The following is a 13,444-nucleotide window of genomic DNA, read 5'->3' on the forward strand; positions in this document are numbered from 1 at the left end:
TATAATGAGGGATGAATGTCTCCTTGATACAAGAACTTAGAATTGGCTTAAGAGGTGAACGGATTGAAGACTGGGTTGAAACCCTTGCTGTGGAGCGGGGCGGCATTCCTGCTATTAGTGCTGCTGGCAGTGCCTTTGCTCAATTTGGCAGCTTTACTGTTTATGATGGTTCCTTATGTAGTGCTCTATACGACGCTGTCCAGAGGATCGTTCCTGCTGCATTTGCTGCCGGTATGGCTGCTGGCGGGCTTGATTGCCGGACCTGCCGTTCTTATCATCGGATTGTTCTTCCTCGTTCCGGCAGTTGTCATCGGGCATTTGTATAAGAGCGGAGCGCCTGCGTCCAAAGTCATACGGACGGGGACAATCGTCATTCTGGCTTTGCTCATGCTGGAGCTGATGCTCTTCCAAATGGTATTTGATATTTCGCTGTTGAACGAGATGAGCCACACGATACGCGCGACATTCGACTCCATGCAGGAGCAGAATCTCATGGCGCCGGGCTGGGACTCGGAATTTATCGATTTGCTGATCCAAAGGGTCATCCATATGATTCCGCTGACCTTTATTGTCCTCGCGTTTGTGTACACGGTATTCTCGCATTATGTATCGCGCAGAGCGGTGATTCGCGGCGGGCTGGACGTTCCGGCTTTCCCGCAGGCGAAGGACTGGCGTCTGCCGCGTATCATGGTTATTTATTATCTGATTGCCTATGTGATCGATCTCTTCATCAAGCCGGGCGATGATTCGTTCCTCGCGGTGGCTCTGATGAATCTGGTGCCGCTGCTCGGGTACGTATTCGCTATTCAAGCGATCGGCTTCTTCTTCTTTATCGCTCATGAGAGAAAGTGGAACAAAGCCGTTCCGATCTTAATCGCCATACCAGTGCTGCTTTTGCCGCCGCTCAGCTTGATTGGCGTCCTGGATACCGCCTTTCCGATCCGGAAGTCGTTTACCAAACAACAATAGCACGGGAGCGAATGGGAAATGCCAAAGTTTCTAATTAACAGATGGCACGGCATGCATCATGCGGCGGCGCTTGGCGCCATGGTGCTGATGTCTGCCGTGCTGGCCTGGTTCCAGTGGATCGTCGGCTTGGCCGCTTTTATCGTGACAATCGGAATAGCCGTCTACACGTTTTTTGCGGAGCGCGCGTTCCGCAAGGACATGAAGACGTATCTCGGCACGCTCTCGTACCGGGTGAAGAAGGGCGGCAACGACGTGATCAGCGAGTTGCCGTTCGGCATTATTCTATATAATGAAGAACGCACGGTAGAGTGGCATAATCCGTATATCTCGCAGCTGATGGAGAAGGACTCCCTGATTGGCGTGCCGCTCACGGAGCTGTTCCCGACGCTCCAGCATGCGAAGGATCGCGAGGGCATAGTCGAAGCGGCGGTCGGTACGCATATGTACCAGCTGATCTTTCGGCCCAAGGAGCGCATTCTCTATGTGAAGAACATTACGGACCTCTGGCAGCTCGGCCGCAAGTATGAGGATGAGAAGCTGTCCATTGGCGTCGTCATGATCGATAACCTGGAGGAAGTGACGCAGGGACTGGACGATCATCAGCGCGGCACGCTGCTCTCCAAGGTGACGACGGAGATTACGGAGTGGGCGCAGAAGTACAAGATCTATCTGAAGCGGGTCACATCGGACCGTTTTATTCTGATTACCGACCAGAAGACTCTGCGCCAGCTGGAGCATTCGCGTTTTGTCATTCTGGATGAAGTGCGGGAGATGACCGGCGAGCAGAAGATTCCGGTCACGCTCAGCATCGGCTTCGCCGCAGGCGCGGAGCAGATCGTCGAGCTTGGCCAATGGGCGCATATGAGCCTTGATATTGCGCTTGGACGCGGCGGGGATCAGGCGGCGGTCAAGGTAGGCAGCCGCCAGTCGTTCTACGGCGGCAAGTCCAATGCGGTCGAGAAGCGGACGCGCGTCAGAGCAAGGGTTGTCGCCCATGCGCTGCGCGACTTGATCCGCGAGAGCCATAATGTGGTCATTATGGGCCATAAGCTGCCGGATATGGACGCGGTCGGCGCTGCGATCGGCGTGCTGAAGGCGGCTCAGCTGTTCGGCAAGGAAGCCTATATCGTACTGGAGGGAGTCAACTCCTCCATCGACAAGATGATGGAGCTGATCCGCGAGGACGAGAAGCTCTCGAAGCGCTTTGTCTCTCCAGAGCAAGCGATGGCGCTGATTACGCCGCAGTCGCTCGCCATCGTGGTCGATACGCATAAGGCATCGATGGTGAAGGAGCCGAAGCTGCTGACGCTGACGGACCGCATTGTCGTTATCGACCATCATCGCCGCGGCGAGGAGTTCATCTCCAACGCCATTCTGGTCTACATGGAGCCGTATGCTTCCTCTACATGCGAGCTGGTAACGGAGCTGCTTCAATATATCCACGACCGTGTCGTGCTTGATATCCGCGAGGCGACATCGCTGCTCGCGGGCATTACGGTCGACACGAAGAGCTTCTCGCTCCGTACGGGAGCCAGAACGTTCGAAGCGGCATCCTTCCTGCGCCGCAACGGCGCGGACACGATGATGATCCAGCGCATGCTGCAGGAGGATCTCGAAGGCTATGTGAACAAAGCGGAGATTATCAAGCATGCGCAGGTGCTGTACGATCATGTCGCCATAGCAGTAGTGGAGGGCGGCAAGGTCAACTCGCAGCTATTGATTGCGCAATCGGCCGATACGCTGCTGAATATGACTGATATACTGGCTTCGTTCGTGATAGGCGAGAGGCCGGACGGACTGATCGGCATTAGCGCACGCTCGCTTGGCGGCATGAACGTACAGGTCGTCATGGAACGCATGGGCGGCGGCGGTCATCTGACCAATGCGGCAGCCCAGCTCGAAGGGACTGTCGCAGAGGTAGCGGCCAAGCTGAAGGCCGTGCTTGAACAAATTGAATCGGAAGAGGGGTTATTCGAATGAAAGTAATCTTCTTGCAAGACGTGAAGGGCCAAGGGAAAAAGGGCCAAGTAAAGGATCTGTCCGAGGGCTACGTGCGCAACTTCCTGCTGCCGAAAGGCCTGGCGAAGCTGGCTTCGGACGGCAACCTGAAGACGCTTGAGGTTCAGACGGCTTCCGAAGAGAAGCGCAAGCAGAAAGAAAAGGAAGATGCGCAAGCGCTCGGCAAGCGCCTGGAAGAGATGACGGTTGTCGTGAAGGCGAAAGCCGGAGAAGGCGGCCGCTTGTTCGGCGCCATCACCAGCAAGCAGATCGCCGAAGCATTGGCGGCCAAAGGCATCAAGATCGATAAGCGCAAAATCGAGCTGGATGAGCCGATCCGTACGCTGGGCGTAACCCAAGTTCCGGTGAAGCTGCATCCTGACGTGAAAGCGAAGCTGAACGTACAGACGGCTGAGGAATAATGCTGGGTTTATATATTCATGTTTAATTGAAAGCCATCGGCTATGAATGGCTTGCATGCATAAAAAGGCTCGGCGCGCGGGCACGTGCGGAGAGAGGGGATTGTTCCGGAGAAACGAAGTGTTCGCCTTTGTAGACGGATTCTAACCGCTTAGCGGTTTAGGGGAATGGGAGAATCCGTCTACAACAGCGATCGGAGGAATGATCCCCTCTCGCAGCGTTTACGCCAAGCTATTTGATTTTGCCTATTTTAGCGATGTATATAAATGAAAGGAGAGGCGCACGATGAGTATGGAGCCGATGTTCGACCGGGTTCCGCCGCAAAACATGGAAGCGGAGCAAGCGGTCATCGGTGCGATTCTGCTTCAGCCGGAAGCGTTGATTACGGCGATGGAGCGGGTTCGGAGCGAGGATTTCTACAGCAGCGGACATCAACAAATATATGAAGCCATGATTGAGCTGGGCGAGAACAGCCAGCCGGTCGATCTAGTCACCCTTACCGCGCATCTCCAGGATCAAGGGCTGCTGGAGGAGATCGGCGGCGTAAGCTACTTAGCGAAGCTGGCTAATGCCGTTCCTACAGCGGCGAACGTCGATTATTACGCCCAGATCGTTGAAGAGAAGTCGATGCTGCGGCGCCTCATACGCACAGCAACCAATATTGTTACCGATGGTTATGCCAATGCTGAGGATGTCGGCACTTTGCTGGGCGATGCGGAGAAGAAGATTCTCGAAATCTCCAACCGCCGGTCCAGCAGCGGGTTTATCTCCATCCGGGACGTATTGATGGAAGTATTCGAGAAGGTCGAGTTCCTCTATGCCAACAAAGGCGGCACGTCAGGCATTCCGTCGGGCTTCGTCGATCTCGACCGCATGACGGCGGGCTTCCAGCGAAGCGACTTGATTATTGTCGCGGCGCGTCCTTCCGTAGGCAAGACCGCCTTCGCGCTGAATGTGGCCCAGAACGTGGGCGTCAGGGCGAAGGAGACCGTCGCGATCTTCTCTCTGGAGATGTCCGCGGCGCAGCTGGTGCAGCGGATGATCTGCGCAGAGGCCAACGTCGATGCGACGCGCATGCGGACAGGCAGCCTCGAAGGAGACGATTGGGAGAAGCTGACCATGGCGATTGGCGCCTTGTCGGAAGCGCAGGTCTACATTGACGATACTCCTGGCATCACCGTCGCCGATATTCGCGCGAAGTGCCGGAGACTGAAGAAGGAACGCGGACTTGGCATGATTCTGATCGACTACTTGCAGCTCATTCAGGGACGCGGCAAGGCGGGCGAGAACCGCCAGCAGGAAGTATCCGAGATTTCCCGTACGCTGAAGCAGATTGCGCGTGAGCTGGAAGTTCCCGTGATCGCGCTGTCGCAGCTCAGCCGGGGCGTTGAGCAGCGGCAGGACAAGCGTCCGATGATGTCCGACCTCCGGGAATCCGGCTCGATCGAGCAGGATGCCGATATCGTAGCGTTCCTGTACCGGGACGACTACTATGACAAGGAATCGGAGAAGAAGAATATCATCGAGATTATTATTGCCAAGCAGCGTAACGGACCTGTAGGCACCGTCGAGCTGGTCTTCCTCAAAAACTACAATAAATTCGTAAGCTTGGACCGAACCCATCAGGATCCGTCACAAGCCTCGTAATATCCGAACAATTGCATGGGGCACTGTGCAATTGTTCGTTTTTCGTTTGACTTCTGCGGGTGAGACTGCTACACTAATAATGCTGTCTTCTGGCGAGCGCCGCGTTAAAGGAGCTGCAGGGACGGTAATTTTCGATGTTCGAAAACATCGGACGGGGGTATGATTATGTCTACGGTAGTTGTAGTCGGTACGCAGTGGGGAGACGAAGGGAAAGGCAAAATCACCGACTTCCTAGCAGAGGGAGCTGACGTTGTTGCTCGTTACCAAGGAGGAAACAACGCCGGACACACCATTCTCATCGATAACAAAAAGTATAAGCTGACGATGATTCCATCGGGCATCTTTAACCATGATAAAACTTGCGTCATCGGCAACGGAATGGTTATCAATCCGGCTGCGCTGATCGACGAAATTAACTATATTCATGAAAACGGCTTTTCGACAACCAATCTCAAAATCAGCGACCGCGCGCATGTCATCATGCCGTATCACCTGGTGCTTGATGCATTGGAAGAAGACCGCAAAGGCGACAACAAAATCGGTACGACACGCAAAGGCATCGGCCCTTGCTATATGGACAAAGCAGCACGCAACGGCATCCGCATCAGCGATCTGATGGACGCGGAAGAGTTCGAAGCGCGCGTACGCAGCGTCATCATAGAGAAGAACAACCTGATCCAGCAAGTGTACGGCGGCGAGCCGCTGGACGCTGACGGAATCGTTAGCGACTACCTGGGCTATGCAGAGATTCTGCGTCCATACGTGACAGACACATCCGTTGTCTTGAACGACGCGATTGATGAAGGCAAGAAAGTATTGTTCGAAGGCGCGCAAGGCGTCATGCTGGACATCGACCAAGGCACTTATCCGTTCGTTACATCGTCGAACCCGTCCGCAGGCGGCGTCTGCATCGGTTCCGGCGTAGGCCCGTCCAAGATTCAACAGGTGATCGGCGTAGCGAAGGCTTACACGACGCGTGTAGGCGACGGTCCGTTCCCGACGGAGCAAGACAATGAAATCGGCCAAATCATCCGTGACAAAGGCCATGAATACGGCACAGTAACAGGCCGTCCGCGCCGTGTAGGCTGGTTTGACACGGTTGTCGTCCGCCACGCGCGCCGCGTCAGCGGCATTACGGGCCTGTCCCTGAACTCGCTGGACGTACTCACAGGTCTGGACACTGTGAAAATTTGCACGGGCTACAAGTACCGCGGCGAAGTGATTGAGCATTATCCGGCAAGCCTGAAGATGCTGTCGGAGTGCGAAGCGGTGTATGAGGAGTATCCGGGCTGGTCGGAGGACATCTCCGGCGCGAAGAAGCTGGAGGACCTTCCTCAGAACACGCTGAACTACTTGAACCGCGTCTCCGAGCTTACAGGCATTCCAATCGCCATCTTCTCGGTCGGCCGCAACCGCGAGCAGACGAATCCGGTTCGTCCAATCTACGAATAGAATATCTGGCAATCAAGCGCTTCGGAGCGATCCGGGGCGCTATTTTTTTGCCTGGCCCAGCCTTAGCAGGAATGCCTCTCTCAATCCTTGACCATAATGATAGATAACGGATAGGAGTTGAGGGAGAATGGTGTGGAAGAGTTTGGCGTGGATCGGCAAGATCGTGGCGGCGGGGTTGATCCTCAGCTTTCTGTCGATCTGGACGACGGGGTATATTGTGACCAGCTATGTCGAATCGGTGCTGAAGCAGTTCGAGCTGCCGGTGGAGGTTCCGCCTATGGCTATGTCAGGCGTATGGGGCAAGCTGTGGGGCAGCGATCCCCTGCTGGCATCGGATGTAGAGCCGGAGCAAGAAACCGGCAGCGCGAATAACGGACAGGATCCGGATACGAAGGAAGTGTTCGGCGGAATCGAGGAGGGACCAGGCGCTGGAAGCGGCGAGAATGGCGAACCGTCAAGCGGAGTGCCGGAAGGAACGGGCCAGACGGATGAGGAGAAAGGAACAGGCGCGGGAGCTGAGGTGTCCACTGACGATATCGAGTCGGCGAAGGATGATATGAGTGAAGAGGATAAGTCGCTATTGTTCGAATTATTAATGACGAAGCTGCCTCCGGAGTCCTGGCTGCAAATCTCTGAATATATGGAGGGAGGACTTACGGATCAGGAGCTGACGAGCATTCAACAGATTATGGCACAGCATCTCGACAAGCCGGAATATGAGCAAATGATGGAGATTCTGAAAAAATATTAATATTACGTTATCATGGCAAAGGTTGCCCCTATTGTTAAGGCTGTGATAAAGTATTAGGCGAGTGATCCGACGGGAGAATTCGTCTTTTTTCTGTTTGGAACTCGCAAATCTCTCAGCAGAAGTGCGAAAAGGAGACTATCATGACCGGTTTCAGGGACATGAGTCGTATAAAGAAAGTATGGGAGCGGACAACTCAGTACTTTCGTCGTACAGACTCGCAAGACTTGATAGGGAAGACCGAGCAACAAGCGGCTGACGTGATCGTATCTACCCCACTTTGGCGGAAGAAGTCGACGCAGCTGATCGGAGGGGCGGCAGTTCTGCTCACGGTTGCTGGTATTATCGGCTATCAACAATATACGCAGTACGTTGAACGCAATACATTCGAATTCTATCATGTATATATGAATGGCGAAGCAGTAGGCACGATAGAGAACCCTGGCGCGGTAGATCAATTGATCAGCGCGGCCACAACGAAAGTGCAGCAAGCGAATCCGGACGTTACGATGGTCCTGGATGCAGGTGATATTACATACGAAAGCGACAGTGCCTTTAAGGCGGTTCCAGAGACGGAGTCGACGCTCGCTAAGCTGGAGAGTATGTTCACATCCCATGCAGTAGGCGTAGAAGTGAAGATTGACGGCAAGGTGATCGGTGTCGTGAAGGATCAAGCGACAGCGGACAGCATCCTGAAGCGCGTTCAGAGCAAGTTCGCTCCAGAGCTCGCTGCAGCGGCCAAGGGCTCGAAGACGGTAACGACGCTATCCTACAACAAGGACGGCAAAGTCGAAGCGGCGGAGACCGAGGATGCCAAGGAGCATACGGAGCCGGGCAGAGTGGTAACGGAAGTATCGTTCGTAGAGGAAGTGCAGGTAGCTAGCGTCGATATCGCCCCGACAGAAATTGCCGAAGGCGAGGACATCTACAAGAAGATTATCGACGGCAGCACGAAGCCTACCAAATATATCGTGCAAGCAGGCGATTGCATCGGCTGTATCGCACAGAAATTCGATATTTCCCCTCAAGTGATCTACGAGAACAACCCGTGGATCCAGGATGATCGTATTACCGTCGGCGACGAGCTTGATCTGACTGTGCTCCAGCCGGAATTGACGGTTCGAACAGTCGAGAGCGTGGTTGAGCTGGAGAAGATTGCCGCTCCTGTAGAGGTTCGCAAGAACGATAAGATCAGAGTCGGCGAATCGAAGATCATCAGACAAGGTGTCGAAGGCACCCAGCGTCTGACCTATGAGATTGTGAAGCAGAACGGTTATGTACTAACCGAAGAGTTGATGAATAAAGAAGTAATTGTAGAGCCAATCTCGGAGATTGTGGAGAAAGGCACGATGGTTGTACTCGGCGAAGGGACAGGCAAGTTCTCCATCCCGGTCAAGAACTACCGCATTACGAGCACGTATGGCCAGCGTTGGGGCCGATTGCATTCCGGCATCGACTTCATTGGCAATAAGCGCATTCTGGCTTCCGACTCCGGCGTCGTCGAATATGTCGGATCGAGAACAGGCACAGGCAAGACGATTATCATTAACCATCAGAATGGCTTCAAGACGCTGTACGGACATCTTAACTCGTACAACGTTAAGAAGGGCGAGAAAGTACAGAAGGGCGACCAGATCGGCGTAATGGGCAACACGGGCAATTCCACTGGCACGCATCTGCACTTCGAAATCCACAAGAACGGCGTACCTCAGAATCCGATGAAGTACTTATAATATACCTTTTAAGCATGGCATAACAATGGCAAAGAAGCATGGCTTGGACGAGAGGTCCGGGCTGTGCTTTTTTTTTCGATATTAGATAAACGTACGAACTCCCTTTATAGTTGCTTCATAAATCATAATTTCGGCCGAAAAATGCAATCCAATTTATGGGCGCGCGATTGCCTCTGCAATCGGAAGTTTAGATTGTGTAGGCTGCGCCCCGGTATGTTAGAATAGAGTCATAACTAGGACTAGCGACAGGCGGTGTAACGATGCACGGAAAAATATTAGTGGTCGATGACGAGCAGCCGATAGCGGATATATTGAAATTTAATTTGGAGAAGGAAGGCCATCAGGTCATCTGCGCCTTCGATGGCGGAGAAGCGGTGCGCCTTGCCTTCGAGGAACAGCCGGATCTGATCCTGCTGGACCTGATGCTGCCGGTGAAGGATGGCATGGATGTGTGCCGCGAGGTGCGCACGAAGCTGCATATGCCGATTATTATGCTGACGGCCAAGGATACGGAAATTGATAAGGTGCTCGGCCTTGAGCTGGGCGCGGACGATTATGTGACGAAGCCGTTCAGCACGCGGGAGCTGCTGGCGCGGGTGAAGGCGCATCTTCGCCGCCAGAACAAGAGCGGACAAGCTTCTGATGGCGCGGCGGACAACCAGGACGGGCAGTCGGAGCAATCCGGCCTGAAGCTGTTCAATCTGTTCATTGATACGGACATGTATGTCGTATACAAGAACGGCGAGCCGCTGGACCTGACGCACCGGGAGTTCGAGCTTGTCTACTATATGGCGCGCAATAGCGGCAAAGTCATGACGCGCGAGCATCTGCTGCAAGCGGTATGGGGCTTCGAATACTTCGGCGACGTACGGACGGTGGACGTGACGATCCGTCGTCTGCGGGAGAAGATCGAGGATGACCCTAGCCGTCCGGAATACATTATGACCAGACGCGGCTTAGGCTACATGATGCGCAACGCGAAGTCGGGAGGCTTCGGTTACGGATGAAGGCGCGGAGCTTCTTCCGCACGATCCAGGTTAAGCTGGTTATCATCTACCTGCTGCTCATTCTTGTCGCGATGCAGCTGATTGGCGTTTATTTTATCAGCACGGTCAAGAACTCGCTGATTACGAGCTTCACGAACAACTTGAAGGAGCAGGCCGATATTCTGTCCAAGTTCGCGGCGCCAAGCTTGCTGCCGAATCTGGAGTCTGAGGGCGATTCTACGGACAACACGACGGAGGATCTTAATCTGGTTGTCCGCAACCTGTTCAGCATCAGCGGCGCCGAGGTTCAAGTGCTCGATGCGAACGGCAAGGTAGTCGCGACCTCGCTGCAGGTTCATCAGTCGTATATCGGGCAGAAGAACAAATCGCTTGCGGTCAGCCGCGCGCTGCAAAACATTCCGGATAATGAAGAAGAGATTATCGACGAGGACAATACGCGCAAGAAGATGATCGCGCTGCCTGTCACGTACAACGATAAGGTTGTGGGAGCTGTCTATGTCGTCGCCTCGATGACGGAGCTGTATGAGACGGTGAACCGGGTCAATCAAATCTTCTTCTCCGGCACGCTGATCGCGCTTGGCCTTACAGGCGTGCTGGGCATTCTATTGGCCCACACGATCACGAATCCGATACAGGGCTTAACGCGCCAAGCGGAGGCGGTCGCCGACGGGCGATTCGATCTGAAGGCGCCTGTCCTCGGGGATGACGAGATCGGGCGGCTTAGCATGGCTTTTAACGAAATGACGATTCGATTAAAGGAAGCGCTCTCGGCGAATGAAGAGGAGAACGAGAAGCTGGTGTCCGTTCTCTCCAATATGAGCGACGGGGTTGTCGCCGCCGATGAGCGGGGACGGATCATCGTCTGGAATCGCCGCGCGCTGGAGCTGCTGGATGTGGAGACATTCCAGGGCGTGGAGCTTGCCGATCTGCTGGGGCTCTCGCCGGAGAAGCTGTCGGAGCTCCAGTCGGGACGCGGACGCACGCTGCTTATTAATCGCGAGCATGCGGAGACGGAGAGCCATGACGATAGTCTTCTGAAGCTGACGGTGACGCCGATTCACCGCCGGGACAAGGGCATTACGGGCACGATTGCCGTCCTGCAGGATGTCACGGAGCAGGAGAAGCTGGAGCAGTCGCGCCGCCAATTCGTAGCGAATGTATCCCATGAGCTGCGGACGCCGCTGACGACCATCAAGAGTTATGCGGAGGCGCTTGGCGACGGGGCTCTGGAGGAGCGTGAGCTGTCCGAGCGGTTCGTGGGCGTAATCAGCAATGAGACGGAGCGGATGATCCGGCTCGTGACCGACCTGCTGCATCTGTCCAGACTGGACTCCAATCAGGCTCCGCTTAGGCGGAGACAGACGAATATTCATGAGATGCTGGATGAAGTGGCGGACCGCTTCTCCTTCCAGCTGCGCCAGAAGTCGATTACGGCGAATGTCTATGTGGAGCGCGGGCTGAAGAAAGCTTGGCTGGACCGTGACCAGATCGACCAGGTGCTGGACAATCTGATCTCCAATGCTATCAAATATACGCTCGATGGCGGATCTATACAGATTACCGCTCGCAAGCAGGAGGATACCGGCTTGCTGGAGATCGGCGTCAAGGATACCGGCATTGGCATTCCGAAGAAGGATTTGACGCGTATCTTCGACCGATTCTACCGGGTAGACAAGGCGCGATCCCGCAATATGGGCGGCACGGGGCTCGGTCTATCGATTGCCCGGGAAATCGTAAAGGCGCATGGCGGCACGATCTCGCTGGCCTCTGAGCTGAATGAAGGCACGACGGTATCGTTCACGCTGCCGCTCTTGCAGGAAGGGGGCGAGGCGGAATGATGGAGAAAGCGAAGACGGCTACCCTTATTGTTCTCGTTGTGCTCAGCCTTCTGCAAAGCTATTTGCTGGCCTATAGCATGCCTGGGCTTGGCGCTACGGTAAGAAGCGATCAAGATTATGTGAATGCGGAGCCGCTGGGCAAGACGACAAGCGTAGAGAGCGTCATCTTCCCGGAGGAGCTGATTCTCCATATGGGCGAGGACAAGCATACGGTCATCTATCCCGGCACGCAGTTCTATGAGATGATTCTGAACCAGCGGATCGTCGGCAGGGAGTTCAAGGGCTTCCAGCGCAGCTCGGCCAGCATTCTGAACTGGGATGAGGTGCGCAAGGACTCGATCGGGATCGAGCTTCGCTTCACGGATGGCATCTCGGTCGAGCTGCTGCAGAAGCTGCTGAAGATGGAAGGCGATATCTTGTTCCTCCGGGATAAGATCGACAAGATCTGGATCTTCAAGACAACGGATACGGAAGAGATTCGCACGTTCTTCTTCAGCAGCGAGGAGCATGTCGTCTATGAATCGGTCAGAGCCGATCTGACGGTGAGAGACGTGCAGGATTATGTCGGCTTCGGCACGTATCTCCCGCAATACCGCATGACGGCTGACGGTCTCTATATCCCGGTTGAGCCGATCATGGCGACAGAGCTGATCTACCCGTATGAGACTTACTCGCCGGAGCAGATGCAGCGCAGCCTGTTCTTCGATTCCAGCACCACAAGGTCATTCGAAGACCGCAGCGGTTCGCAAATCTTCACGGACGGGAAGAGAGGGCTTAAGGTCGAGCAAGACGGCATGTGGATCAACTATACGAATCCGGCCGCTACGACCAGCAGCAACACGCCGCTTAGCGAGAATGTCTATGCGTCGGTCGACTTTATCAACCAGCATGGCGGGTGGGACGGCACGCATCGGCTGATAAGCTCGACGCCGGAGCAAGAGAAGAAATATGTGACGTTCAGACAATATATCGATCAATATCCGGTCATCGACAGCTTCGCGTTCCGGTACGGGCATATTCGCCTGACGCTGCAGCAGGGCGTCGTGACGGAATATGGAAGATCGTTGATTACGCTCAGCTCGCAGACGGAGTCGCGCAAGCCGCGCTGGCTGCAGGGCGGCACCAGACTGGAGGAGACGCTGGAGCGCTACCCTCGCCGCGGCGAGGTGACGGCCTTATTCCCAGCGTTGAAAGCTGTATTGCTGGAAGAGAACCGGCTGCAGTTCATCCCTGTCTGGGTCGTGAGGCTGACCGACGGCGCAGAGGTTATTCTGCTGGAAGCGATAGAAGGGGAGCAGCCGCCTGAGCCGCATACGGAGGATGGCGCTGCGAATACGAATTCGGACCACGACCAGACTGAACACGCCGAGGGAGCTGGCGAGCCGCAAGGACAAGCCGGCACTGGAGCGGGACAGGGTACCTCTCCAAGCAAGGGCGCGGGCACGGGTTCCGCTGTGCTTCCTCCCAAGGAGCCGGGGAATCATGAAGAGCCTGTCGATACGGGTGAGCCTGAGCTGCCGCCAGATGATTCGGACGGAGGCGGGGGCGAAGAGCTGGCAGAGCTGCCGGAGGAGAATGTGCCGGATGCGGAGGAGCAGGAAACGCCGGAATTGTCTCGGGCCAAATCATAAG

At 55.1% G+C, this 13,444-nt stretch carries 10 protein-coding genes; all 10 read left to right on the plus strand.

The genetic code is table 11. The features are described 5' to 3' along the window. Positions 1–63: 63 nt before the first annotated feature. Positions 64–969, plus strand: a complete 906-nt coding sequence (locus D3P09_RS24210) for a DUF2232 domain-containing protein (RefSeq protein WP_424452590.1) — start codon at positions 64–66, stop codon at positions 967–969. A gap of 18 nt (positions 970–987) precedes the next feature. Next, complete coding sequence (locus D3P09_RS24215; protein WP_120114019.1) at positions 988–2,949, plus strand: DHH family phosphoesterase; 1,962 nt, start codon at positions 988–990, stop codon at positions 2,947–2,949. Beyond that, the gene (gene rplI, locus D3P09_RS24220) at positions 2,946–3,389 is read left to right on the plus strand and encodes a 50S ribosomal protein L9 (protein ID WP_120114020.1); all 444 of its coding nucleotides are present in this window, start codon (positions 2,946–2,948) and stop codon (positions 3,387–3,389) included. The genes D3P09_RS24215 and rplI overlap by 4 nt, the downstream gene beginning before the upstream one ends. 283 nt (positions 3,390–3,672) lie before the next feature. Next, a complete protein-coding gene (dnaB, locus tag D3P09_RS24225; RefSeq protein ID WP_120114021.1) occupies positions 3,673–5,034 on the plus strand; it encodes a replicative DNA helicase in 1,362 nt (453 codons plus the stop codon). A 165-nt stretch (positions 5,035–5,199) separates the two neighbouring features. Then, positions 5,200–6,486, plus strand: coding sequence for an adenylosuccinate synthase (locus D3P09_RS24230; protein ID WP_120114022.1), 1,287 nt, complete (start codon positions 5,200–5,202; stop codon positions 6,484–6,486). A gap of 127 nt (positions 6,487–6,613) precedes the next feature. After that, positions 6,614–7,237: a hypothetical protein gene (locus D3P09_RS24235; RefSeq protein WP_120114023.1), complete on the plus strand. Its 624-nt coding sequence runs from the start codon at positions 6,614–6,616 to the stop codon at positions 7,235–7,237. A gap of 140 nt (positions 7,238–7,377) precedes the next feature. Beyond that, entirely contained in the window at positions 7,378–8,967 is a 1,590-nt protein-coding gene (locus D3P09_RS28385) for a M23 family metallopeptidase (protein WP_120114024.1), read from the plus strand. A gap of 260 nt (positions 8,968–9,227) precedes the next feature. Then, positions 9,228–9,974: a response regulator YycF gene (gene yycF / locus D3P09_RS24245; RefSeq protein WP_120114025.1), complete on the plus strand. Its 747-nt coding sequence runs from the start codon at positions 9,228–9,230 to the stop codon at positions 9,972–9,974. Then, complete coding sequence (gene walK / locus D3P09_RS24250; protein WP_120114026.1) at positions 9,971–11,812, plus strand: cell wall metabolism sensor histidine kinase WalK; 1,842 nt, start codon at positions 9,971–9,973, stop codon at positions 11,810–11,812. The genes yycF and walK overlap by 4 nt, the downstream gene beginning before the upstream one ends. Then, on the plus strand, positions 11,809–13,443 hold the full coding sequence (locus tag D3P09_RS24255) for a two-component system activity regulator YycH (RefSeq protein WP_120114027.1): 1,635 nt from the start codon (positions 11,809–11,811) through the stop codon (positions 13,441–13,443). Before walK ends, D3P09_RS24255 begins: the two co-directional genes overlap by 4 nt. Position 13,444 lies beyond the last annotated feature (1 nt).

Source organism: Paenibacillus pinisoli (assembly GCF_003605435.1).
In the GTDB taxonomy this organism is placed as follows: Bacteria; Bacillota; Bacilli; order Paenibacillales; family Paenibacillaceae; genus Pristimantibacillus; species Pristimantibacillus pinisoli.

Bases quoted from the DNA above. Each gene is read 5' to 3' on its own strand.
- walK (WP_120114026.1), top strand. From the start codon at position 9,971: ATGAAGGCGCGGAGCTTCTTCCGCACGATCCAGGTTAAGCTGGTTATC.
- rplI (WP_120114020.1), top strand. From the start codon at position 2,946: ATGAAAGTAATCTTCTTGCAAGACGTGAAGGGCCAAGGGAAAAAGGGC.
- D3P09_RS24230 (WP_120114022.1), top strand. From the start codon at position 5,200: ATGTCTACGGTAGTTGTAGTCGGTACGCAGTGGGGAGACGAAGGGAAA.
- dnaB (WP_120114021.1), top strand. From the start codon at position 3,673: ATGAGTATGGAGCCGATGTTCGACCGGGTTCCGCCGCAAAACATGGAA.
- D3P09_RS28385 (WP_120114024.1), top strand. From the start codon at position 7,378: ATGACCGGTTTCAGGGACATGAGTCGTATAAAGAAAGTATGGGAGCGG.
- D3P09_RS24215 (WP_120114019.1), top strand. From the start codon at position 988: ATGCCAAAGTTTCTAATTAACAGATGGCACGGCATGCATCATGCGGCG.
- D3P09_RS24255 (WP_120114027.1), top strand. From the start codon at position 11,809: ATGATGGAGAAAGCGAAGACGGCTACCCTTATTGTTCTCGTTGTGCTC.
- D3P09_RS24235 (WP_120114023.1), top strand. From the start codon at position 6,614: ATGGTGTGGAAGAGTTTGGCGTGGATCGGCAAGATCGTGGCGGCGGGG.
- yycF (WP_120114025.1), top strand. From the start codon at position 9,228: ATGCACGGAAAAATATTAGTGGTCGATGACGAGCAGCCGATAGCGGAT.